The following is a 23796-nucleotide window of genomic DNA, read 5'->3' on the forward strand; positions in this document are numbered from 1 at the left end:
CCCCCCCGCGGGGGGGGGGGGGGGTGGGGGGGGGGGCTGCCGCGCCCGGGGCCCGCCCGCCCCCCCCCCCCGCCCCCCCCCCCCCCGCGACGTGGACGAGGAGCACTGTCAGCCAGGCCACCTCGTCGTCGTCCAGCCGCTCGCCGCGCCGCTGCCGGCGAAAGGCGGCTCGCACGGCCGCCGTGCCCGCCGTCCGCACCGCCCGCGGCTCCCCACCCGATCCGGGGCCACCTGCCGGCACCTGGGACTGGCCGCCCGGTCCGGGCCCGCCAACCGGGACCGACGACTCCCCCTCCGGCCCAGCACCGTCCGCCGGGACCGGCGGCTCCCCACCCGCCCTCGAACCGTCGGCTGGAAAGCCTCCGGCCGGGCTCCCGGCCGATGATGCGGACGGGGGTCCGGTGAGCGCGGCCAGGCGGAGACGGGCCCGAGCGGTGGCCCGGCGCATGGCGAGCCGGACCGGCCCGTCGAGCGGGGACACCTGTGCCGCGAGCGCGGCCCGGTCGGGCAGCGCGACCTGACCGGCGAACACGGCAGCCGCGCTGACCTCGCTGGCGGCCGGGTCGTACGGGGTGCCCTCGGGCGGGCAGCAGGACGGCTCGGCGCACAGGTACGACCACCAGCGCCCGTCGGTGACCCGCAGCGCGTCGAGTACCACCAGCCCGGTGGCGGTCAGCGCGTCACCGATCGCGTCCACGATCCCCGTCACCCGGGCGGCCGGACCGTAGCCGACGACTGTGGCGGCGTCGGCGTCCTGCCGGGCCACCACCTGCGCCAGGTGCCGGGCCGCCGGGCCGGGGTCGGTGCCCGGTGCGGGCAGGTCGCCTCGGGCGGCGAAGACGACGCGCCGGCCGCGTACCGCGACCACCACGACGCTGTCGGCGGGATGGAAGCCGAGCAGGTAGGGCACGGCCGCGACCATGTCGGCCGGCGAGCGGACGGAGAGGCGCGCTGGCTCGGTGGAGTTCATGCCGGGAGCGTGGGCGGTGCAGTGCCACCGCGTCCGCCCCTGTGGACGACACGCCGTCCGTCCACAGATACGGAGCGTATCGGTGCAGCTCAGCGGCGATCGGCGGCGTCGCTCGGCACACGGATGTCCGGGGTACCGGCTACCTTGCGCACATGGACCTGGCGTACCTGCGGGCACACCCGGAGCACCTGCCGACCTTCCTGACCCACCAGCGGATCCGGGAGACGCCGGTCTCCGGTGGTGACATCTGCGCCGCCTCCCGGCTCACGCTGGACGACGGGCACTCGGTGTTCGCCAAGACCTGGCCGGAACGGGCCGCGCGTCCGCTGCCGGAGGGCTTCTTCGCCGCCGAGGCGGCCGGGCTGCGCTGGCTGCGCGAGGCCGGCTCGGTGCCCGTACCGGATGTGCTCGTCGCGTTGCCCGGCCTGTTGGCGCTCGACTGGGTGGAGCCCGGCGAGCCGACGCCGGAGGCCGCAGAGGCGTTCGGCCGCGACCTGGCCGGGCTGCACCGCGCCGGGGCGCCCGCGTTCGGCGCGGACTGGCCGGGGTTCATCGGCGCGCTGCCGCAGGACAACACGCCCGACCCCGGTCCCTGGCCGGACTGGTTCGCCCGGCGCCGCCTCCTGCCCTACCTGCGCATGTCTGTCGACGGTGGCGCGATCGACGGCGCCGGGGCGGCGCTCGTCGAGCAGGTCGTCGACCGGATCGGCGAGTTCGGCGGTGACGAGCCGCCCGCCCGGCTGCACGGCGATCTCTGGCCGGGCAACCTGCTCTGGGGCGCCGACGGCCGGGTGTGGCTGGTCGACCCGGCCGCGCACGGCGGCCACCGCGAGACCGACCTGGCGCAGCTCGCGCTGTTCGGCGGCCCACCGCACCTGGACCGGATCACGGCCGCCTACCGGGAGGCGTGGCCTCCGGCCGACGGGTGGCGGGAACGGGTGCCGCTGCATCAGCTGCATCTGCTGCTGGTGCACACCGCGATCTTCGGCGCGGCGTACGCGGACGCCGTGGGTTCCACCGCTCGTGCCGCCCTCCACGGGCTCGACCGCGCTACGGTCGACCGATGAGCACCCCCCGGACGACGACCGACGGCGTCCTCGCCGACCGGTACGGCCGTGTCGCCCGGGACCTTCGGGTCTCGCTCACCGACAAGTGCAACCTGCGCTGCACCTACTGCATGCCGGCCGAGGGCCTGCCCTGGCTGTCCGGCCCGCAACTGCTCAGCGACGACGAGATCGTCCGGCTGGTGGGTGTCGCGGTGACCCGGCTCGGCATCACCGAGGTGCGCTTCACCGGCGGTGAGCCGCTCATCCGGCCCGGCCTGCCCGGCATCGTGGCGGCGGTCGCCGCGCTCACGCCCCGGCCGCGCATCTCGCTGACCACGAACGGCATCGGCCTGGCCCGGATGGCGCCGGCGCTGCGCGCGGCCGGGCTGGACCGCGTCAACGTCTCGCTCGACACGCTGGACCGGGACCGGTTCACCGCGCTGACCCGCCGCGACCGGCTCGCCGACGTGCTCGCCGGCCTGGCCGGGGCCGCGGAAGCCGGGCTGACCCCGGTGAAGATCAACTCGGTGCTGATGCGGGGCACGAACGACGACGAGGCGCCCGCGCTGCTCCGGTTCGCGCTCGCGCACGGCTACGAGCTGCGGTTCATCGAGCAGATGCCGCTCGACGCGCAGCACGGCTGGGACCGCTCGACGATGGTCACCGCCGACGAGATCCTGGCCTCCCTGCACGCCGCGTTCGCGCTGACGCCGGACCCGTCCGAACGGGGCGCGGCACCGGCCGAGACGTGGCTGGTGGACGGCGGGCCGGCCCGGGTCGGCGTGATCGCCAGCGTGACCCGGCCGTTCTGCGGCGACTGCGACCGCACCCGCCTCACCGCCGACGGCCAGGTGCGCAACTGCCTGTTCGCCACCGAGGAGTCGGACCTGCGCGGCGCGTTGCGCGCCGGTGCGGACGACGAGGAGCTGGCCCGGCGCTGGCGGGCGGCGATGTGGGCCAAGCGGGCCGGGCACGGCATCGACGACCCCACGTTCCTCCAGCCCGCGCGCTCGATGTCGGCGATCGGAGGCTGAGGGTGGAGCTCACCGTCCGCTACTTCGCCGGCGCCCGCGCGGCCGCCGGACGACCCGAGGAGACCGCATCCGCGGGCGTGTCCCTGGACGAACTCCTCGATGAACTGGCCGCCCGGCACGGCGAACGCCTCGCGGTGGTGCTGAAGGCGGCGAGTTTCCTGGTCGACGGCGTGGCCTGTCATGATCGACGGGCACTGTTGCCGGCCGGGGTGACGGTGGACGTGCTGCCGCCCTTCGCGGGCGGCTGAGGGGGGCACACGTGCTGGCCATGGCGACATTCCTGGGCTTCGTCGTGCTCGTGATCGGCCTGATCCACTTCTACCTGTGGAAGCGGCTGGTCCGGGACACCACGCGTCCCGGGCGGTGGCGCCGGGCCGGTGGAGTGGCGATCGCGGCGCTGGCGGTGCTCGTACCGGTGACCATGGCCGGCACCCGCAACGGCTGGTACTGGCTGGCCTGGCCCGGCTACCTCTGGGTCGCGCTGATGTTCTACCTGCTGGTGCTGCTGCTGGTGCTGGAGGTGCCGACCGCTGTGGTCCGGCTCGTGCTGCGCCGCCGGGCCCGCGCGGCGGTCGCCGCCGGCCCGGAGCCCGAGCCCGTGCTCGTGGGCGCGGCGACCGCGGAGGGTGCGACGCCGCCGCCTGTCGACAGCACCGACGCGCCGCCGCCCGGCACCCACGCGCCGGACCACGACCCCTCGCGGCGGCTGCTGCTCGCGCGCGGGGCAGCGATCTTCGCCGGGCTCACCGCCGCCGGCGTCACCGGGTACGGCGTACGCACCGCGATGGGTCCGCCGCAGCTGGACCGGGTGCAGATCCCGCTGGCCACGCTGCCCCGCAGCATGGACGGCCTGCGTATCGCCACCGTCTCGGACATCCACCTCGGGCCGCTGCGCGGCAGGGCGCACACCGAGCGGATCGTCGCGATGATCAACCGGATGGATGCCGACCTGGTCGCGGTGGTAGGTGACCTGGTCGACGGCACGGTGGCCGAGCTGGGCGAGGCCGCCGAACCGCTGCGCGACCTGCGGTCCCGGTACGGCAGCTTCTTCGTCACCGGCAACCACGAGTACTACTCGGGCGTCGAGGAGTGGGTCCGCGAGGTGGACCGGCTCGGCCTGCGCGTGCTCCAGAACGAGCGGCAGGAGATCCAGGCCCGGGGCGGCGTGCTGGACCTCGCCGGGGTGAACGACGTGAGCGCCGCCGGCACCGGGGTGGCCGCGCCCGCCGACTACGCCGCCGCCCTCGGCGACCGCGACCCGAGCCGGCCGGTCGTGCTGCTGGCGCACCAGCCGGTGGCCGCGCAGGAGGCGGCGAAGTTCGGCGTCGACCTGCAACTCTCCGGGCACACGCACGGCGGCCAGATGGTGCCGTTCAACCTGGCGGTGAAGCTCGAACAGCCGGTCGTCTCCGGCCTCGGCGAGGTCGACGGCACGAAGGTCTACGTCACGAACGGCGCCGGCTTCTGGGGCCCGCCGGTGCGGGTGGGCGCGCCTCCCCAGGTGACGCTCGTCGAGCTGCGCGCTCAATAGCGTGCATGGGCCGCCGAGTCCAGCACCGCATTGCTCAGGTCACCCGTACGCGTGGCGACGGGCGGGCGGGGGACCGGACGTGACAGGATGCGGCGTGCCTCCGTTCAGCGCCGCACCCCCCGGTGGCCTCCCGCCGTACGTCGCGGATCTGCACATCCACTCGAAGTACTCCCGCGCGTGCAGCCGCGACCTGACCCTGCCGAACCTGGCCTGGTGGGCCCGGCGCAAGGGCATCGGCGTGCTCGGCACCGGCGACTTCACCCATCCCGCCTGGTACGACCACCTGCGGGAGACGCTGCATCCGGCCGAGCCGGGCCTGTACCGGCTCTCGCCCGAGGCGGAGCGGGACGTCGCCCGGCGGCTGCCGCCCCGGCTCGCAAGCGAGGCGGAGGCCGACCCGGTCCGGTACATGCTGAGCGTGGAGATCTCCACGATCTACAAGCGCGACGACCGGACGCGCAAGGTGCACCACCTGATCTACCTGCCGGACCTGGACGCGGTGGCACGGTTCAACACCGCGCTGGGCCGGATCGGCAACCTCGGCTCGGACGGCCGGCCGATCCTCGGGCTGGACTCCCGCGACCTGCTGGAGATCACGCTGGAGGCGAGCCCGGACGGCTACCTGGTGCCGGCGCACATCTGGACGCCCTGGTTCTCCGCGCTCGGCTCGAAGTCCGGCTTCGACGCGATCGCCGACTGCTACGCAGACCTGGCCGAGCACATCTTCGCGGTGGAGACCGGCCTGTCGTCCGACCCGGAGATGAACTGGCGGGTCGGTAGCCTGGACCGCTACCAGTTGGTGTCGAACTCGGACGCGCACTCGCCGCCCGCGCTGGCCCGGGAGGCCACGGTCCTGACCGCCGCGCGCGACTACTTCGCGATCCGCGAGGCGCTGCGGACCGGCGACGGTCTCGCGGGCACCGTGGAGTTCTTCCCGGAGGAGGGCAAGTACCACGCCGACGGGCACCGCCTGTGCGGCGTGAACTGGTCGCCGGAGCGGACCCGCGAGGCGGGCGGGCGCTGCCCGGAGTGCGGCAAGCCGCTGACGGTGGGCGTACTCAGCCGGGTCGAGGAGCTGGCGGACCGGCCGGCGGGGCACCGTCCGGCGCACGCCCGCGAGGTGACGCATCTGGTGCCGCTGGCCGAGATCCTGGGCGAGCTGAACCGGGTCGGCGCGCGGTCGAAGAAGGTAGAGGGCAAGCTCAACGAGCTGATCGCCGCGCTCGGCCCGGAGCTGGAGATCCTGACGCGTACCCCGATCGAGGAGATCGGCCGGGTCGGCGGCGAGCTGCTCGCGGAGGGCATCGGCCGGCTGCGCCGCGGCGACGTGCGCCGGGTGCCGGGCTACGACGGGGAGTACGGCGTGATCACGCTGTTCGACCCGGCGGAACTGGGCGCTGCGGGTGGCCGGGGCGGGCAGGAGACGCTGTTCGACGTACCGGTGCCCGCGCAGCGGCGGCCGGCGGAGTCGGCGCCGAAGCCGAAGGCCAAGCGCCCGGCGGCGGCCCGGCCGGAGCCGAAGCGGACGCCGCCGCCGGCGCCCCCGATCGCACCGCCGCCGTCTCCGCACGAGCCGTTCGAGCCGATGCTCGCCGGGATGGAGGAGGTCGGCACCGGCCTGCTGGATCGGCTGGACGCGATGCAGCGGGTGGCCGCGTCGGCGCCGGGTGGCCCGCTGCTGATCGTGGCCGGTCCGGGCACCGGCAAGACGCGGACGCTCACCCACCGGATCGCGTACCTGTGCGCGGAGCTGAACGTCTTCCCCGACCAGTGCCTGGCGATCACGTTCACCCGGCGGGCGGCCGAGGAGCTGCGGCACCGGCTGGACGGGCTGCTCGGCCCGGTCGCCGAGGACGTCACAGTCGGCACGTTCCACTCGCTCGGCCTGACCGTGCTGCGGGAGAACGCGGCAGCGGCCGGGCTGCCGGCGGACTTCCGGATCGCCGACGACGCGGACCGGTCGGCGGCGCGCGCCGAGGCCGGTGACGACGACGAGCGGTACGTGGCGCTGCTGCGCAAGCGGGACCTGGTCGACCTGGACGAGCTGCTGACGCTGCCGGTGGCCCTGTTCAAGGGGGACCGGAAGCTGGTGCGGGAGTACCGCGAGCGGTGGAAGTGGATCTTCGTCGACGAGTACCAGGACGTCGACGCGGTGCAGTACGAGCTGCTGCGGCTGCTCAGCCCGCCGGACGGGAACCTGTGCGCGATCGGTGACCCGGACCAGGCGATCTACTCGTTCCGGGGCGCCGACGTGGGCTACTTCCTGCGTTTCTCGCAGGACTTCACGGACGCCCGGCTGGTCCGGCTGAACCGCAACTACCGCTCCTCCGCGCCGATCCTGGCCGCCGCCGTGCAGGCCATCGCGCCGTCGTCGCTGGTACGCGGCCGTCGTCTCGACCCGGCCCGGCTCGACCCGGAGGCGCCGCTCGTCGGCCGGTACGCGGCGAGTTCCGCCTACGACGAGGCCGACTTCGTGGCCCGTACCGTGGACGAGCTGGTCGGCGGCCTGTCCCACCGCTCTCTCGACTCGGGGCGGATCGACGGGCGGGCGACCTCGCTGTCCTTCTCCGACATCGCGGTGCTGTACCGCACCGACGCGCAGGCCGCACCGATCGTGGACGCGCTGGCCCGGGCGAACATTCCGGTGCAGAAGCGCTCGCACGACCGGCTGCGCGACCGTCCGGGCGTGCCGGCGATCGCCCGCGAGCTGCGCCACGCCGGTCTGGACGGTTCGCTCGCGGCCCGGGTACGCCAGGCCGGGCAGATCCTGGCCGAGCGCTTCGCCGTGCCCACGCTCGACGGGTCCGGCGCGGTACGCCCCGAAGACGTCCGCACGGCGGTGGACCTGCTCACCCCGCTGGCCCGGCGCTGCGGCGACGACCTCGACCTGTTCCTCAACCAGCTCGCCACCGGCGCGGAGGTGGACGCGCTGGACCCGCGCGCCGAGGCGGTCACGCTGCTCACGCTGCACGCGGCGAAGGGCCTGGAGTTCCCGGTGGTGTTCCTGGTCGGCGCGGAGGACGGCCTCCTGCCGCTGCGCTGGCCCGGCGCCGAGCCGGACGACGACGCGGTGGCCGAGGAGCGGCGGCTGTTCTTCGTCGGGCTGACCCGGGCACAGGACCGGCTCTACGTCAGCCACGCGGGCCGGCGCGCCCGGCACGGCGCGGAACGGGACACCCGCCCGTCGCCGTTCCTCGACGTGATCGACCCGGCGTTGTTCGAGCGCCTGGACGCGACCGAGCCCCGCCGCCCGAAGGACCACCAGCTCCGGTTGATCTGACGGCACCTCTCAGGTGAGGACGGCGGCGAGCCACGCGCCGCCGAGCAGCGCCGGGCCGAACGGCACCGGCGTGTCCCGGCGTACCCGCCCGGCGGCGAGCAGGACGAGCGCCGCGACTCCGGCGAGCACGTGCGGCAGGAGCAGCCCGAGGCGCAGCGCCGGCCAGCCGAGCCAGCCCAGCGGCAGTCCGAGCGCGGCGGCGAGTTTCACGTCGCCGAAGCCGAGCCGGGCGCGGGGCAGCAGGGACAGCAGCGCGTACCCGATGAAGGAGAACGCGGCCCCGGCCACCGCGACGGCCAGGCGGCGCGGTTCGCCGGTCGCCGCCGTGGCCGCGGTGAGGCCGAGCCCGCCGCCGAGCGCGACCAGGCCGACGAGCGGGTCGGGCAGCCGCAGCGCGGTCAGGTCGGTGACCGTGAGGACCAGCCCGGCGGCGGCGACCAGCAGCAGCGCGGGCAGTGCCGGGTCGGTGCCCCTGGTGGCGGCGAGCCCGCCGAACACCACGACGCCGACCCGGGCGAGCGTGCTCCGGCGCGGAGCGCCGCCAGGTGGCACCGTGACGAGCGACCGGCCGACCGGCACCGCCGCCCACCCGGCCGCCGCACCGAGCAGGGCGATCCCCGTCACCAGCAGCGCCGACACGGGCCGGGACGCTACCGCCCGGCGGGCTCCCCGGCCGTCCCGTCGACGGCTGGTGGCGGGGACCGGCGGGGACGCTCGGTGCTCACCACCACCGCGACGCCGACCACGATGACCGCGCCGCCCATCAGCACCTGCGAGGTGATCGGTTCGGCGACGAACAACGCGCCGAGTGCCACCGCGACCACCGGGTTCACGTACGCGTACGTGGAGACCAGGGAGATCGGCGCGTGGGCGAGCAGCCAGACGTACGCGGTGAAGGCGATCAGCGAACCGGCCACCATCAGGTAGGCCATCGCCGCCCAGGACCGTCCGGTCACGTCCGCGAAGGAGAAGCCGCGCAGCTCACCCCGGGCCACGCCGACGAGCGCGAGCACCGCCGCGCCGGCGACCATCTCGTAGACGGTGGCCACGAACGGGTCGGCGGGCATCAGGATCTTCCCGGACAGGTACGAGCCGACCGACCAGCTCGTGGCGGCCCCGACCACCGTCAGCGCGCCGGCCACCGGCACGCCGTCCACCCCGTCGCGGGGCAGCACCAGCACGACGAGGCCGGCGAACCCGAGCGCCACCCCGAGGAACGTCCACGGTCGCGGCCGGTCCCCGCCCACGGTCCGCAGCACCACCACCAGCAGCGGCACGGTGGCCACCAGCAGCGCGGCCACGCCCGAGGGAACCGCGGCGCCGGCCGGACCCGACTCGGCGAGGACCACCAGCCCGTTTCCGCCGGCGAGCAGCAGCACGCCGATCAGCGCGGCGGAACCGAGCCGGCGCGGAGGCACCCGCAACGCGCCGGGCCCGCGCCGCAGGCGCAACACCACGGCGAGCACCACGGCGGCGCCGGAGAACCGCATAGCCGCGGAGATCAGGGGCGGCAGGGACTCGACGGCTACCCGGATGCCCAGGTAGGTCGAGCCCCACAGCAGGTAGACCAGCACGAGTGCGGTCCAGATCAGCGCGGTGCGGGCCGGCGGCGTCGCGGAATCGACGACGTTCGTCGCACTCGTGGGGCGTGAGCTCATCGTCTGTCCACGCTACGGTGGCCACGGCGTCGGCGTCCCCAGTTGGTGGCCGGCCTCTCAGCACTGGCGTACGCAGGAGGCGTTCATGTCGAACTTCGGTCCACCGGGTGGCGGCTCTCCCGACCCCTGGGGACGGCCCGACGACGGCTACGCCCCGCAGCCCGATCCCCGCTACGCCCCGCAGGGCGACCCGCGTTACGCCGCGCAGCCGGATCCGCGGTACGGCCCTCCGGGCGCGCAGCCGTACGGCCCGCCCGCCGACCAGTACGGCCCGCCCGACCAGTACGGCCCGCCCACCCAGCAGTACGGCCCGCCGGCCGATCAGTACGGGCCACCGTCGCAGCGCTTCGAGCCGGGCCCGGCCTGGTCCCCGCAGCAGGGCCATCCGGGTGACCCCTATTCCGGGTCGCAGTACGGGGCCGGTCAGCCGCAGTACGCCGAGCCGACGCCGCCGAAGCGCGGGAAGGGTCCGCTGCTGGTGGTGGTGATCGTGCTGGCCGTACTGCTGCTGGGCGGCGCCGGGGCGTACTGGATGCTGGGCCGGGACGAGCAGACGCCGACCGGCGGCACGACGGCCGCCACCCCGCCGGCCGCGGATCCGACCGGCGAGGCCGCGCCGCCGAGCGAGCCGGCCGACACGACGCCCACGACGGCGGCCCCGGCCTCCTCGACCGATCCGCGTTTCGTCAAGGCGGGCCAGTGCGTCGCCAACGAGGGTGGCGGCGGCCAGCCGAAGCTGGTGATCGCCGACTGCGCCCCGAAGACGTACGAGGTGCTGCGCCGCATCGACGGTGCGACGAGCGGCAAGAAGGACGCGGAGGCGAAGTGCGGGAAGGTGGCCGGTTACACCGACTGGTACTTCTTCGACAGCGAGCTGGACACGCTCGACTTCGTGCTCTGCCTGAAGCGCCGCTGACCCTGTCCGCCTGTCGGTAACCAAAACTAGGGCTGTCTAGCGTGGATGCTAGACAGCCCTAGTTTTGTATCGAGGCCGACACGCGGTAGCCGCCTCTACGCGCATCTAGCCTGGTCGCTAGAGAACCCGATACTGTGCGATTCGTGGATCCGGTCCGCAACCCGTACGCACCGGGCGCCGGCCAGCGCCCGCCCGAACTCGCCGGGCGGGGGCGGGAACTGGACGTCTTCGACGTGGTGCTGGAACGGATCGCCCGCGGTCGCCCCGAACGCAGCCTGATGCTCACCGGCCTGCGGGGAGTCGGCAAGACGGTCCTGCTCAACACGCTGCGTTCCGAGGCGATCAACCACCTCTGGGGCACCGGCAAGATCGAGGCCCGGCCGGACCAGTCGCTGCGCCGCCCGATCGCCGCCGCGCTGCACATGGCGGTCCGCGAACTCGCGCCCCGGCACCGCGCCCCGGACCGGATCGACGCGTTCCTCGGCGTCCTCAAGGCGTTCGCGCAACGCTCCGCGCCCACCGGTCGAGGCGGCGCGGCGCCCAAGCTGCGCGACCGCTGGCAGCCCGGCATCGACGTACCGGCGAGCAGCGGGCGAGCCGACTCCGGCGACATCGAGATCGACCTGGTCGAGCTGCTCAGCGACGCGGCGGCGGTCGCCACCGACGTCGGCACCGGCATCGCGATCTTCATCGACGAGATGCAGGACGTCGGCGCCGAGGACGTCTCCGCGCTCTGCGCCGCCTGCCACGAGCTTTCCCAGCTCGGCGCGCCGCTCATCGTCGTGGGTGCGGGCCTGCCGCACCTGCCGGCCGTGCTCAGCGCCGCCAAGTCGTACTCCGAGCGGCTCTACCGCTACCAGCGCATCGACCGGCTCGACCGGATCGCCGCCGACCAGGCGCTCTGCGCGCCGGCCGAGCGCGAGGAGGTCGAGTACGAGCAGAAGGCGCTCGACCTGCTCTACGAGAAGTCCGGTGGCTATCCCTACTTCGTCCAGGCGTACGGCAAGGCCACCTGGGACCACGCGCCCCGCTCCCCGATCACCGCGGCGGACGTCCGGGTCGCCGCGCCCGAGGCGGAGGCCGAACTGGCGGTGGGGTTCTTCGGCTCCCGGTTCGAGCGGGCCACGCCCGCCGAACGCGAGTACATGCGCGCGATGGCCACGCTCGCGCTGGTGGACGGCGAGGAGGGCGGCCGGGACGACATGGACGCGGCGGTGCCGACCGCCGAGATCGCCCGCGCGCTCGGCCGCAAGCCGGCCAGCCTCTCCCCGGCGCGCGACGCGCTGATCAAGAAGGGGCTGATCTACTCCGGCGAGCGGGGGACGGTGGCGTTCACAGTGCCGCACTTCGGCCGCTACCTGCGTACCCAGCCCGCCTGACCGCTGCTCGTGAAACGGCCTCAGACCCGCGACCACGGTGGCGGGAAGACCACCTCGCCGGCCGGCGGTGACGGCTCGCCGCTCGCCGACGGCGGCAGCACCAGCGCCTGCCACGGCTCCCCCAGCCCGGACCAGGGACTGGTCAGGCCCAGCCGGTCCGCCGGGCCGAACCCGAACCGCCGGTAGTAGGCCGGGTCGCCCAGCACCACCACCAGCCGCTCGCCCAGTTCCGTCGCGGCGTCCAGCGCCGCCTGCACCGCCGCCGTGCCGTGCCCCAGCCGTTGCCGGTGCCGCGCCACCGCCACCGGACCCAGGGCCAGCGCCGGCCAGGTGCCGCGCTCGGTGCGTACGCCGACGCGTGTGAGCAGCGCGTACGCCACCACCTCGCCGCCGTACTCGGCGACCATGGCCAGCTCCGGAATCCACGCCGGGCTGTGCCGCAGCTCCTCGACCAGGCCGACCTCCGGTGGGGTGGCCACGTCGGGGCGGGCGAAGGCGGCGGCCAGCACCCGGGCCACCGGCGCCTCGTCGGCGGGGCCCTCCGGGCGCAGTCGCAGCGTCGTCACCCGCGCGACCTTACCGAACGCGACCGGTCCATCCGCGACGGTCGCTGAAATCGATACCGTTCGGACGTCCACGTCGGCCGATACCTTTCGTGTGTTGCGGGGATGACGACGCCTCCGACGGGGTAAGACTGAGCCATGAAGCCCGTGCGCTCCCTCGCCCGAGTCATGTTGAGCGGCATCTTCGTGGTCAGCGGCGCCCGTAACCTGCGCAATCCGGAACGCCTGGTGCAGGCTGCGGAACCGGTCACCGGGAAGGTCGCCCCGCTGATCCGGAACGTGCACCCCCGCATCCCCACCGACACGGTCTCGCTGATCCGGGCCAACGCCGCCACCCAGCTCGTCGGCGGTCTGATGCTCGCCACCGGCCGGTTCACCCGCCCGGCCGCGCTGGTGCTCGCCGGCTCCCTGATCCCGACCACCGCCGCCGGCCACGCCTTCTGGAACAACGAGGACCCGGCCGCGCGCAACAACAACCAGGTCCACTTCCTGAAGAACCTCGGCCTGCTCGGTGGCCTCCTCCTCGCCGCCGCCGACACCGAGGGCAAGCCGGGCCTGCGCTGGCGCGCCGGCCACCGCATCGACCACTCACGCCGGTCGGTCGAGCGCGCGGTCCGCACCGCTCGTCGCGAGGCGAAGATCGCCGTACGCTCCGCGGCGACCGCCCGCCGCATGCCCGGCTGACAAGCGTTTTCGTACGGCCACCACCCCCCGCAAGGCCACCAATCACCTGAACCGTCCGAGACCCGTTAACGCGGTGGAAATGTCAAAAACACGTGTGGGATCGGACACGGTCGCGTAACGCGGGAGGCAGCAACGTGAGGCGCCGTTCTAGGCTCCGTTCTGGACCTGGACGGGTACGACGATCTTGGTACGGGGGTGGCCACGCCATGCCGGCGACAGTCGGTAGACGGACCAACCGCCTCGCCCCGATCTCCCGCGTCGACCGCCGGATCATCATGCGTCTCGGCGTCGTGGCCGCCGTGTCGTACGCCGCGTGGCTCGCCATCGGCGCCTTCGGACGGCCGTACAACTTCTTCGACATGAAGATCTACCACGGCGCGGTGCTGTGGTGGGCCGGCGGCAACGAGCTGTACGACTTCGTCGCACCGTCGACCACGCTGGGCTTCACCTACCCGCCGTTCGCCGCGCTGGTCATGCTGCCGATGACGTGGCTGCCGGTGGACGGCGCCGGTTTCGTCAACGCGCTCGCCAGCATCGGCGCGCTCGCCGTCGTCCTCGCCGCGCTGCTACGCCCCATCGTGGACCGCCTCGGCTGGCCGCTCTGGTTCACCGTCGGCATCGCCACCCCGCTCGCCGTGGCCATCGAGCCGTCCCGGGAGACGCTCGGCTACGGGCAGGTAAACCTGCTGCTGTTCGCGCTGATCATGGCGGACATGGTGGGCCTGCGCTGGCGGGCCAAGCGCGGCACCCACTACGAGACGGCCGACTCGCCGCTGGCCCGGTTCGTCTACAGCGGCGCCTGGGCCGGTGTCGGCATCGGGCTCGCCACAGCGGTCAAGCTCACCCCGGCGCTGTTCGTGGCGTACCTGATGCTCACCCGGCAGTGGCGGGCCGCGCTCACCGCTGTGGGCACCACGATCGGCGTGACCATCGCGACGTTCGGTGTGCTCGGTGAGGAGTCCCGCGCGTACTTCACCGGCGTGCTCTGGCAGACCGAGCGGGTCGGCGCGGCGGACATGACCGCCAACCAGTCCCTCGCCGGTCTGCTGGCGCGGCTCTACGACTCGATCGAGACGCCCGGGCTGCTCTGGCTGGCGTTCTCGGTGCTGATCCTGGCGCTGGGCCTGTCCCGGGCGATGAGCGCCCGCGCCGACGGCGACGAGCTGACCGCGTTCACGCTGGTCGGGCTCACCGCCAACGTGATCAGCCCGATCTCCTGGTCGCACCACCTGATCTGGGTCATCCCGGCGATCATCGTGCTGGCCGACGCCGCGGTACGCCGCCGCGAAGCCAGCCGCGGCCTGCCGCTGCGCGGCACCGGCGGCCCCTCGGCAAACGGTGTGCCGGCACTGCGCCCACCGATCTGGTACCCGACGTTGACCGGCCTGCGCCACGGCGTCGGGGCGCTCGGGCTCTACCTGCTGTTCCTGATCTCACCGATCTGGCCGTACGAGCACCAGCTCCCCGAGGTGTCCCACTACCAGGACGGCCTGTTCGGCGCGCTGATGGAGAATTCCCTGGCCATCGCGCTGATCGTGCTCGTCGCGGCGCTGCCGTGGCGTCCCGGCGCCGAGCCGGCGTTCTACCACGAGCGGCTGGGCCGCACCGCCGCGCTCGCCGGCCGACGCTGAGCCGGCCGGTTCAGGGGCAGTTCACCCACTCCTCGGTGCCGTCGTCGAAGACCTGCCGCTTCCAGATCGGCAGCCGCGCCTTCACCTCGTCGACCAGCCGGGCGCAGGCGGCGAACGCGGCCGCGCGGTGCGCCGTGCTGACCGCCGCCACCAGCGCCACGTCCCCGATCTCCAGCGGGCCGATCCGGTGCGACACCGCCACCGCGTACACCTGCGGGTCGGCCGCGATCTCGGCCGCCACCTCGCGCAGCACCGCCTCGGCGGTGGGGTGGCCCTCGTACTCCAGCCGGGTGACCGCCCGCCCGTGGTCGTGGTCGCGGACCACGCCCTGGAAGGACACCACCGCGCCGGCCCGGCGGTCGGCGACCGCCGCCTCGTGTTCGGCCAGGTCGAGCGGCCGGTCGGTCACCGCGCCGAGCACCACGCCTGCTTCCACTGTCACGACGTCTCCCGTCGGTTCGTTCGTCGCGCTCACCCGAACCGCTCCCCGGGGGTCAGCGGCAGCGGCACGAGCGGCACCCGGTCGCCGGCCGCGCCGCTGGTGCCGGGCCGGATCACCGCGAACCCGTCCGCGCCGGCCAGCCCGCGCAGCATCGCCGAGCCGACGTGCCGCACCGGGTACGCGGTGCCGGCGACGCGGTCCCAGCGGGCCAGCGCCAGATGGGTGTAGTCGCCGCGCCCGGGAATCGGCTCGGCCAGCGTCACGTGCGGGAGCACCGGCATCTGCCGGCCGGTGAGACCGGCGAGCAGGGGCGCGACGAGCGACACCAGCGCCACCACCGCCGACTGCGGGTTGCCGGGCAGACCGGCCACGAACCGCACCCGCCCGTCGCCGTCCACCAGCCGGGCCAGCAGCATCGGGAAGCCCGGACGCACCGCCACGGTGTTCACCACGTAGTCGGCGCCGAGCGCCTCCAGCGTCGGGTGCAGGTGGTCGACCGGGCCGTGCATGGTGCCACCGGTCGTGCAGACCAGGTCGGCGTTGGCGAGCGCGCCCCGCAGCGCCGCCACGTGCGCGGGCAGCGTGTCGGCGACCGGGCCGACCACGTCGGCGGCGCGCACCTGGCAGCCGTAGCGGCGCAGCCAGGCCGGCACCGACGGGCCGAGCGCGTCGCGGACCCGGCCCGCGCCGGGCGGACCCGAGGTGAGCAGCTCGTCGCCGAAGACCAGCAGCGCGGCCCGGGGTGGGCGGCGGACCCGCAGCGTGTCGTGCCCGCAGGAGGCGGCCAGGCCGATCACCGCCGGGTCCACCGGCGTGCCGGCCGGCAGCAACTCCTCCCCGAGGGACGCCTCCTCGCCCGGCTCCCGCCACTCCGGCGCCGGGCGAGGCGTGCCGGCCACCAGGCCGTCCGCCGTCCGCGTCGACTCCTCGATCCGCAGGATCGCCGTCGTGCCCGCGGGGACCATCGCGCCGGTGGCGATCTCGACGGTGCTGCCGTCGGCCTCCAACGGGGGTGCGGTCTGCCCGGCGAGCACCCGCCCGGCGACGCGCCACGGCCCCGCGCCGCGCACCGCCCAGCCGTCCACGCTGGAGGTGGGGAACGCTGGCAGGTCGGTACGCGTGGTCAGCGGCTCGGCCAGGGTGTGCCCGTCGGCCTCGGCCAGCGGCCGGGCGACCGCGGGGAGCGCGGCGGACAGGCCCACCGCGTACACCCGGGAGCGGGCCTCCTCCCACCCGGCCGGTGGTGGCGTGCCCGCCTCGGCCGCGGCGGCTTCGGTTTCCGTGCTCATCCGGCGAGCCTAACGCCGGGGCACGTGCCTCGCGGGTTCAGTGGTCGCCGCCGCGAAGCTGGTCGACGGCGTGCCGCAGGATCGGCCCGAGCACCGCCAGTCCGTCCCGGGCGCCGCCGCGTGAACCGGGCAGGTTGACCACGAGCGTCCGGCCGGCCACCCCGGCCAGGCCCCGGGACAGCGCCGCCGTCGGCACTGTGTCGCGACTGTGCGCGCGGATCGCCTCGGCGATGCCGGGGATCTCGTAGTCGAGCAGCGCACGGGTCACGTCGGGTGTGCGGTCGGTCGGGGTGATGCCGGTGCCGCCGCTGGTCAGCACCACGTCGACGCCGTCGGCGCGGGCCGCGCGCAGGGCGTCGCCGACCGGTTCGCCGTCCGGCACCACCACCGGCGCGTCGACCTCGCACCCCAGCTCGCGCAGCCCGGTCACGAGCAGCGGGCCGCTGGTGTCCTCGTAGACCCCGGCGGCGGCCCGGTTGGAGGCCACGATCACCCGGGCCCGGATCACGGCCGGTCCTCCGGCCGGACCCACTCGCCGGTCTTGCCGCCCTCCTTGCGGAGCACCCGGACGGCGTCCACCGACGCGGCCGGGTCGACCGCCTTCACCATGTCGACCAGCGCCAGCCCGGCGACCGCCACCGCGGTCAGCGCCTCCATCTCGACGCCCGTGCGGTCGGCGGTCTTCGCAGTGGCGGTGATCTCCACCGTGTCGGCGGTGAGGTCGAGGTCGACTGTGACGCCGTGCAGCGCGATCGGGTGGCAGAGCGGGATCAGGTCAGGGGTGCGCTTGGCGCCCATGATGCCGGCGAGCCGGCCGACGGCGAGCGCGTCGCCCTTGGGCAGGCCGTCGCGGCGCAGCAACTCCACCACCTCGGCGGTGGTGCGGAGGCGGCCGGCGGCGACCGCGAGCCGGCCCGAGACCGGCTTGGCGGAGACGTCGACCATCCGGGCCGCACCGGCCGGGTCGACGTGGGTGAGCTGCGCGGGTTCGGTCACGGCCCGACCCTATCCGCCGGGTACGACGCCGCGGGTGCTCCGGCCGGCGGCGGGGAGGAGCGTCGTGTCGGGTGCGCGTGCACGACGCCCCTCCCTCACCTGCCCACCGCCGATTCGCTGGGGGGAACTGACGGTGGGGGCCTCGTTCGGCCGGGTCCGCTCTGGCGGTGGACCCTCCCCGTGGCCGATGCCCGGGACGCTAACGAACGCCGCGATAAGAAATCGATAAGCCGGTTCAGGCAGGGGTCTCGGCGAGCTGTCGGCGCAGGTCGTGGCGCTCGGGGGCACCCATCCGCTCGAAGATCGCCAGCGCGCGCTGCCGGTACCGTCGTGCCTGCGCCGGCTGCTTCTCCGCCAGGTGTCCGGCCAGGCCGTCGAGGGCGCGGGCCTGCTCGTACGGATGGCCGATCCGAGTGGCGATGACGAGTGCCTCCTCGAAGACGGCCACCGCCTCGGCGGCTCGCCCCGTGGCTCCCAGGGTGACGGCCAGCTCGTTGCGTGCCCGAGCCTGGACGTCCCGCTCGCCGGACGCGGCGGCGGCCTCGATGGCGGCCTCGTGGTGCCGCAGCGCGTCGTCGTAGCGGCCGAGTTGCCGGTAGGTGCCGGCGAGGTCGCTGAGCGTCTCGGCACGGCCGAAGCCGTTGCCGGTGCGATCCCGCAGCGCGAGCGAGGCTCGGAGCAGGCGCTCCGCCGCGGCGTTCTGTCCCAGGCGGTATCTGAGGCCACCGAGATGCCCCAGTGCGTTCGACATGTGGAACGGATCCTGCTTGATCCGGGCGGCGAAGAGGTGCAGCCGATGAACCGCCATCGACTCGTCGTAACGACCGAGGTGGCGCAACGTGAGGCCGAGGTTCGGCAGGACCGGAAGGGTGTCCAGCGCGTAGCTGCGCAACGTCGTGCGATTGGCTTCGAGCGACTGGTGGAGTCGCCCGGTCAGCCAGTGCACGGCGCCGAGGTTGAACCGTGCCCGCTGCGCGCCCGATTCGTCACCGAGCCCGGTGAGGATCGACACGACCTCGTGCAGGTGCGCCGAGGCGTCCTGGTAGGCGCCGGTGCGTACGCACGCAGAGGCGAGATAGTTGTGCATGAGGGCCACGGCGTGCCGGTCCCCGCACCGCTGGGCGGCGGCGAGACCCACCGCGTGCGTGGCCGATATGTCGTCGAAGTAACCGCGGATGTAGAAGAACCGCCAACCGGCGCGAGCCAGGCGCCACGCCATCGGTTCATGACCCTGGTCAGCCGCCTGACGGACGAAGGCGTCCAGGTTCGACCGCTGTTCCTCCAGCCAGTCCAGGTCACGGTCGACGCGTCCGGCGAGCAGATCCGGTCGAAGCGGTTCTCCGAGCCGCAGGTGCTGCGCGAGCACCCGGCCGTCCTCGATCGACGCGGACGCCCGCACCACCGAGTGCAACACGTGATCCAGCAGGTTCCGGATCGCCGGTCGCCCGGTCGTCGGCTCGTCCTCCTGCCGGGCCAGTTCGGCGGCGTAACGCCTCATCAGGTCGTGCAGGCGGTACCGGCCGGCCGAGGTCTCCTGCACGAGGTGGCGGTCCACCAGTTCGTCGAGGACGTCCGCCGCGTCTCGCAGGGGCAGGTCGGTGAGGGCGGCGACCATGGCGGTGTCGAGGTGGTTCCCGGCCGCCATCCCGAACGATCGGAAGGCTTTCCGGCACGCCTCGTCGAGCGGCTCGTACGACTCGGCGAACGCCTCCATCACGCTTCGCGCCTCGGCACGGAGACCGGGGAGGAAGATCGACCTGTGGCTCAACCTGTCGACAAGGTCGGAGATCCGCCAGTCGGGCCGATGTGCCAGCCGGGTGCCGGCCAGTCTGACGGCGAGCGGGAGGCAGCCGCAGATGTCGACCAGTTGTCGCGCGGCCTCCGGCTCGGCCGCCACCCGGCCGCTCCCGATGAGGGTGGCGAGCAGTTCGAGCGCCTCGGCCTCGGTGAGGACGGCGAGGGACACCGGCGGTCGTTCGGTGAGTGCCAGCAGGCGCCGCCGGCTGGTGACGAGGACGACGGCCGATCCGGAGACGGGTAGCAGCGGCTCGACCTGCCGGCTGTCGGCGGCGTTGTCGAGCACCACCAGCACCGAGCGCGCGGCCAGTTCACGCCGCCACATCTCCTGCCGGTCGGGCAGTTCCAGCGGTATCCGGCCGGTCGGCACACCCAGTTGGCGAAGCAGCGTGTCCAGGGCCGCCGCGGGCCGCATCCGGGTTCGCACGCTGTGTCCCCGAAGGTCGACGAAGAGCTGCCCATCGGGGAAGCGCTCGGTCGACCGGGCGGCCACGTGCAGGGCGAGAGTTGTCTTGCCGCAGCCCGCCATGCCGTCGATCACCCGAATCGTCGGGCCGGAGCCGGGTGCCTCGCGCACTTCGCGCAACAATCGATCGACCATTTCCTCCCGGCCGACGAAATCCATCACTGTCCGGGGCAACCAATTGCGCTTATGCGCAGCACTCCGGATCGCTTCCACCTCGTGCGCCGATTCCGGAATCCGGCGTCGGGCCCGGGCCGCGACCATACGAAGTCGCTCCATCTCCGCGCTCGGCGGCACGCCGAGCTGGTCGGACAACGCCTCGCGAGTGGCGCGGTAGACGGCGAGGGCGCCTCCCGGGTCACCCGCCTGGATGAGCGCGCGCATCAGGAGACACTGCGCCCGCTCGCGCAGCGGCTGATGCGAGACGTGGTCACGCAGTAACGACACCGCTGATTCGGGGCGTCCGAGGCTGAGATACGCCTCGGTCAACAGTTCCAGCGCCGCCTGGCGTTCCTCACTGACGGCCTCGCGCTGAACGGCGAGCGCCGGCCCCAGCGCCAAGCCGGCGAGCAGCGGGGCCGCCGCGTCGACCACCTCGACGAGCACGGAGGCCGCATGCGCGGCCTCCCCGTCGCGCATCAGATCCCGGGCACGGCGCAAGTGGAAGTTAACTCGATGAAGATCGATCAGGCTTGCGTCGATGAGGAGTCGGTAACCGCCTGGTTCCCGGACGATCCTCGGCGCGTCGCCCGCACCCGAGTCGAGGCTCCGACGCAGATTGGCGGCGTAGGTCCGGACGTTCGCGACAGCCGACCGAGGTGGCGCGTCCGGCCACAGCTCGTCCACCAGGTCGTGCAGCGTGACCAACTGGTTGGCCCGTACGGCGAGTAGCGCGAACACCAACTGCTGCTTGGGGGTTCCAAGCGGAAGGTCCACGGCGCCGAGCCGTACCGCCAGACCCCCGAGTACCCGGATTTCCACGCTGCTGTTCCAGCCTCGGCCGGCAACCTGCCCACCGGAGCGACAGCGTAATCGATTCGTCACAAAGGCGTCGCCCCGGCTCAGACGCCGGGCGGACAGCCGGTCGGCGCCCTCGTCCGACACGGCTGCCGAAGTGGCCCGAAGCACGGTTGTAATGTTTCGCCGCCGACGCGACGCTACTGACGGACTGAGCGGTCCCGCGCTATTCGATGCATTCAGCGACGGCGCGGGTACCCAAAGGAGACAGCCTGGCTTCGCTCTGCAAGCACGCCATGGACAGAACGTCATTTAAGCTGCAATAGTTACTTATATTGCGCATACCGACATTAATTCTTTCAGACCCACTCGAATATCCCCTAATCTTCCCTCAGTCAGCAAGGCGCGGAAACGCACCGAGAAGGCACAGGGCAGCCGGCGGCAATGCGCGGCAGCGGATCGAAGTAACGACTTCAGTCCGTGACCATTCCGCCCCGGAGCGATATTCGAGGAGGGCAGCACAATGCGCAGCACCGAATGGGGATGAGTTTCCCGGACCCGGGTGAAGCGGTAGGCTGCCGCTCATCGCATACCGACGGTGAGCGGCGGGTGACGCGGGTTGAGCCGAACCACGGAAAGCCGAACGGCTGTCGACCCGCACCTGCTCGGGATCGTCTACACGTTGGTCGCGGGGGCGACGATCGTCGCCCTCACCGCGATCTACTCCGCCCGTACGCAACACCCCGACTCCGCACGTGACTTCGTCACCGTCATCGCACTCGTCCTCACGGTGACGCTGGCCACCGTCATCAAGACCCGTCTGCGGATCCGCTCCACCACCTTCTACTTCGCCTGGGTCGAGACCGCGATCGTCATCGGCCTCGCCGTCGCTCCACCCTCGTGGGTCGTCCTGGCCACCGGGATCGGCGTGGCGTGCGGATCAGTCACCCGCCTGGCACCCATCAAGGTGGCATTCGCCATCGCGAAGCACACCCTGGTGGCCGGCGGAGCCACTGTCGCCACCCTGTTGCTGGGAAGCGCCTGGCCGCCTCGGGAGCCACTCGGCATCGTCCTGCTGCTGGGGTTCGTCTACCTGGTGGCCGCAGTCCTCGACGACGTCCTCGCGATCCCGGTCATCGCGCTCGCCTCCCGCACGCCGATCCTCCAGCAGTTCCGCGACGACCTCGACCTGCGGATCGCCGGATTCGGCCTGCGCTTCCTGGTGGCCGCCAGCACCGTACTCATCCTGCGGGTCGACCCCCGCCTGTTGCCCGCCGTACCCGCGCTGGTGCTCAGCCTGCACCTGGCCTACTCCAGCCGGATCCGCACCCGCACCGAGCAGCAGGCATGGCAGCGCCTGGCCCGCGCCACCGACGCCCTCAACGTGGTCGACCTCGATGAGGTGCTCACCACAGCGGTCACCGAGGCCAGCGAACTCTTCTCCGCCGACGAGGTCGAGATCGAACTGCGCGACGGCGGACGCACCATCCGGGGCAACGGCACGGACATCGCCTACGACGGAACAGCCCCCCGGCCCAGCGCCGTCGACGGTCAGATCATGCCGATCGTGCTGGAGGGCCACGACCGCACCGACGACGTCGGCGTGCTGCGGCTGCGGTTCGCCGGCCCGGTCGAGCTCTCCGAACGCGAGCAGTACACCCTGCGTACCTTCGCCTCCGCCCTCTGCACCGCGGTCCGCAACGCCCAGGCGTACGCCGAACTCGCCCGCATCGCCGAGGACCACGCCTACGCCGCCACCCACGACGCCCTCACCGGCCTGTCCAACCGGCGGCACCTGCTCGACGAGGGCAGCGCCCAGCTCACCAGCCGGCACGCCGACGGCGTCACCGCCCTGGTGCTGATCGACCTCAACCACTTCAAGGAAGTCAACGACACCCTCGGGCACGGCGCCGGCGACCAGGTGCTGATCCAGGTCGCCGACCGCCTCCGCGGCGCGGCCCGCCCCGACGACCTGGTCGCCCGGCTCGGCGGCGACGAGTTCGCCGTGCTCCTGCGCGGCCTGCCCGCCCCCGCCGTCGCCGCCCACCGCGCCGAGGCCCTGCTCGCGGCGCTGCACGACCCGCTCGACCTCGACGGCATGCGGATCAGCGTGGAAGCCAGCGGCGGCATCGCCGTCGCCCCCGCCACCGGCGGCATGGCCGAACTGCTACGCCGCGCCGACGTGGCCATGTACCAGGCCAAACGCGCCGGCCAACGCGTCGCCACCTACGCGCCGGCCCGCGACACCGCCGACCTGAGCCGGCTCACCCTCGGCGGCGAACTGCCCCGAGCCGTCGCCGACCACGAGTTCACCGTCAACTTCCAGCCCATCGTCGACCTCGGCAGCGGCGAGGTGATCGGCGCCGAGGCACTCGCCCGCTGGCACCACCCCACCCACGGGCTCATCGACCCGCTGCGCTTCCTCGAAGCGGTGGAACGCTCCGGGCTGCTCCCCGCGTTCGCCGAGGCCATCCTCGACCAGGCCCTCATCGCCGCCGGCTCCTGGCGCGCCGCCGGCTTCGACCTGCCCGTCTCGGTGAACGTGTCCCCGCGCAGCCTGCTCGACGCCCGCTTCCCCGGCGCCGTACTGGCCCGGCTCCGCGCCCACGACCTCCCGCCGGACCGGCTCGTCCTGGAACTGACCGAGACGCTCACCCTCAGCCAACTCGACGTCGTCGACCGCGTCCTCAGCCGGCTGCGGGACTCCGGCGTCCGGCTCGCGCTCGACGACTTCGGCACCGGATACTCGTCGCTCTCCCTGCTCTCCCGCATCCCCGTACACGAACTGAAGATCGACCGCAGCTTCGTCGGCGCCATGGAGACCGCGCCCGAAGCCGCCGCCGTCATCCGCTCCACCCTCGACCTCGGCCGCAGCCTCGACCTCACCGTCGTCGCCGAAGGCGTGGAGAGCGAACCGCAACGCCGCGCACTCTGGGAACTCGGCTGCGCCGCCGGGCAGGGCCACCTGTTCGCCCGGCCACTGCCCGCCGCCGCGCTCCTCGCCGCCCTCCAACGCGGCCACGGCGGCCGGACCGGCGCACTCGCACCCGCACTGCACGACACCGGCGCCGTCATCCGCCTCCCCGGCCGCCGCACCGGCCGCACCCGCCCGGCACCCCCCGCCGCCAGCGACGCCCGGCAACCCTGACCCGGCCGGGGC

19 protein-coding genes are annotated in these 23796 nt (G+C 73.6%); 10 read left to right on the forward strand and 9 right to left on the reverse strand.

The genetic code is table 11. The annotated features are described in order from the left end of the window. Positions 1-970 (reverse strand): DUF4192 domain-containing protein (locus SM452_RS29000; RefSeq protein ID WP_463841099.1); only part of this gene is annotated, 970 nt, incomplete at its 3' end. A 152-nt stretch (positions 971-1122) separates the two neighbouring features. Here SM452_RS29000 and SM452_RS29005 point away from each other — a divergent pair. The 5 genes from SM452_RS29005 (at position 1123) to SM452_RS29025 (ending at position 7861) form a co-directional block, all read left to right on the forward strand. Further along, a complete protein-coding gene (locus SM452_RS29005) occupies positions 1123-2037 on the forward strand; it encodes a fructosamine kinase family protein (RefSeq protein WP_262012949.1) in 915 nt (304 codons plus the stop codon). Further along, entirely contained in the window at positions 2034-3050 is a 1017-nt protein-coding gene (moaA, locus tag SM452_RS29010; protein ID WP_262012948.1) for a GTP 3',8-cyclase MoaA, read from the forward strand. The genes SM452_RS29005 and moaA overlap by 4 nt, the downstream gene beginning before the upstream one ends. A gap of 2 nt (positions 3051-3052) precedes the next feature. Next, positions 3053-3298 (forward strand): MoaD/ThiS family protein, encoded by a 246-nt coding sequence (locus SM452_RS29015; protein WP_194800319.1) that lies wholly within the window; start codon positions 3053-3055, stop codon positions 3296-3298. A 20-nt stretch (positions 3299-3318) separates the two neighbouring features. Continuing rightward, on the forward strand, positions 3319-4581 hold the full coding sequence (locus SM452_RS29020) for a metallophosphoesterase (protein ID WP_463841100.1): 1263 nt from the start codon (positions 3319-3321) through the stop codon (positions 4579-4581). 94 nt (positions 4582-4675) lie between these two features. Further along, entirely contained in the window at positions 4676-7861 is a 3186-nt protein-coding gene (locus SM452_RS29025; protein ID WP_463841101.1) for a UvrD-helicase domain-containing protein, read from the forward strand. Positions 7862-7870: 9 nt separating this feature from the next. Here the strand turns inward: SM452_RS29025 and SM452_RS29030 are convergent, their stop codons facing one another. Together SM452_RS29030 and SM452_RS29035 are read right to left on the reverse strand one after the other, a co-directional pair. Further along, positions 7871-8500, reverse strand: a complete 630-nt coding sequence (locus tag SM452_RS29030) for a prepilin peptidase (protein WP_463841102.1) — start codon at positions 8498-8500, stop codon at positions 7871-7873. Between the two features lie 11 nt (positions 8501-8511). Beyond that, positions 8512-9519: an EamA family transporter gene (locus tag SM452_RS29035; protein WP_262012944.1), complete on the reverse strand. Its 1008-nt coding sequence runs from the start codon at positions 9517-9519 to the stop codon at positions 8512-8514. 85 nt (positions 9520-9604) lie between these two features. On the opposite strand from SM452_RS29035, the gene SM452_RS29040 reads away from it, so the two are divergent. After that, positions 9605-10435 (forward strand): LppU/SCO3897 family protein, encoded by an 831-nt coding sequence (locus tag SM452_RS29040; RefSeq protein WP_355508488.1) that lies wholly within the window; start codon positions 9605-9607, stop codon positions 10433-10435. 143 nt (positions 10436-10578) lie between these two features. Continuing rightward, the gene (locus tag SM452_RS29045; protein WP_174536195.1) at positions 10579-11814 is read left to right on the forward strand and encodes an ATP-binding protein; all 1236 of its coding nucleotides are present in this window, start codon (positions 10579-10581) and stop codon (positions 11812-11814) included. A 20-nt stretch (positions 11815-11834) separates the two neighbouring features. Here SM452_RS29045 and SM452_RS29050 read toward each other — a convergent pair whose 3' ends face one another. Beyond that, positions 11835-12380, reverse strand: coding sequence for a GNAT family N-acetyltransferase (locus SM452_RS29050; protein ID WP_262012941.1), 546 nt, complete (start codon positions 12378-12380; stop codon positions 11835-11837). Between the two features lie 135 nt (positions 12381-12515). Between SM452_RS29050 and SM452_RS29055 the strand changes: the two genes are divergently transcribed. Together SM452_RS29055 and SM452_RS29060 are read left to right on the forward strand one after the other, a co-directional pair. Next, positions 12516-13061 (forward strand): DoxX family protein, encoded by a 546-nt coding sequence (locus SM452_RS29055; RefSeq protein ID WP_262012940.1) that lies wholly within the window; start codon positions 12516-12518, stop codon positions 13059-13061. 206 nt (positions 13062-13267) lie between these two features. Continuing rightward, entirely contained in the window at positions 13268-14692 is a 1425-nt protein-coding gene (locus tag SM452_RS29060; RefSeq protein ID WP_355508485.1) for a glycosyltransferase 87 family protein, read from the forward strand. A 10-nt stretch (positions 14693-14702) separates the two neighbouring features. Here the strand turns inward: SM452_RS29060 and SM452_RS29065 are convergent, their stop codons facing one another. From SM452_RS29065 to SM452_RS29085, 5 genes are all read right to left on the reverse strand, one after another. Continuing rightward, on the reverse strand, positions 14703-15128 hold the full coding sequence (locus SM452_RS29065) for a molybdenum cofactor biosynthesis protein MoaE (protein WP_262013026.1): 426 nt from the start codon (positions 15126-15128) through the stop codon (positions 14703-14705). Positions 15129-15163: 35 nt separating this feature from the next. After that, positions 15164-16423 (reverse strand): molybdopterin molybdotransferase MoeA, encoded by a 1260-nt coding sequence (locus tag SM452_RS29070; RefSeq protein WP_463841103.1) that lies wholly within the window; start codon positions 16421-16423, stop codon positions 15164-15166. Positions 16424-16460: 37 nt separating this feature from the next. After that, entirely contained in the window at positions 16461-16931 is a 471-nt protein-coding gene (locus SM452_RS29075; protein ID WP_262012937.1) for a MogA/MoaB family molybdenum cofactor biosynthesis protein, read from the reverse strand. After that, positions 16928-17419, reverse strand: a complete 492-nt coding sequence (gene moaC / locus SM452_RS29080) for a cyclic pyranopterin monophosphate synthase MoaC (protein WP_013289345.1) — start codon at positions 17417-17419, stop codon at positions 16928-16930. Before moaC ends, SM452_RS29075 begins: the two co-directional genes overlap by 4 nt. 235 nt (positions 17420-17654) lie before the next feature. Then, positions 17655-20948 carry an AfsR/SARP family transcriptional regulator gene (locus SM452_RS29085; protein ID WP_463841104.1) on the reverse strand — a complete coding sequence of 1098 codons (3294 nt, stop codon included), beginning with the start codon at positions 20946-20948 and terminating at the stop codon, positions 17655-17657. 307 nt (positions 20949-21255) lie between these two features. On the opposite strand from SM452_RS29085, the gene SM452_RS29090 reads away from it, so the two are divergent. Continuing rightward, positions 21256-23784 carry a putative bifunctional diguanylate cyclase/phosphodiesterase gene (locus SM452_RS29090; protein ID WP_436798883.1) on the forward strand — a complete coding sequence of 843 codons (2529 nt, stop codon included), beginning with the start codon at positions 21256-21258 and terminating at the stop codon, positions 23782-23784. Positions 23785-23796 lie beyond the last annotated feature (12 nt).

It is taken from the genome of Micromonospora sp. SYSU B005 (assembly GCF_055362685.1).

Coding starts and splice junctions, on each gene's coding strand:
- SM452_RS29085 (WP_463841104.1), bottom strand. CDS start 20,948: ATGACGTTCTGTCCATGGCGTGCTTGCAGAGCGAAGCCAGGCTGTCTC.
- SM452_RS29040 (WP_355508488.1), top strand. CDS start 9,605: ATGTCGAACTTCGGTCCACCGGGTGGCGGCTCTCCCGACCCCTGGGGA.
- SM452_RS29020 (WP_463841100.1), top strand. CDS start 3,319: ATGGCGACATTCCTGGGCTTCGTCGTGCTCGTGATCGGCCTGATCCAC.
- SM452_RS29005 (WP_262012949.1), top strand. CDS start 1,123: ATGGACCTGGCGTACCTGCGGGCACACCCGGAGCACCTGCCGACCTTC.
- moaA (WP_262012948.1), top strand. CDS start 2,034: ATGAGCACCCCCCGGACGACGACCGACGGCGTCCTCGCCGACCGGTAC.
- SM452_RS29070 (WP_463841103.1), bottom strand. CDS start 16,423: ATGAGCACGGAAACCGAAGCCGCCGCGGCCGAGGCGGGCACGCCACCA.
- SM452_RS29060 (WP_355508485.1), top strand. CDS start 13,268: ATGCCGGCGACAGTCGGTAGACGGACCAACCGCCTCGCCCCGATCTCC.
- SM452_RS29035 (WP_262012944.1), bottom strand. CDS start 9,519: ATGAGCTCACGCCCCACGAGTGCGACGAACGTCGTCGATTCCGCGACG.
- SM452_RS29055 (WP_262012940.1), top strand. CDS start 12,516: ATGAAGCCCGTGCGCTCCCTCGCCCGAGTCATGTTGAGCGGCATCTTC.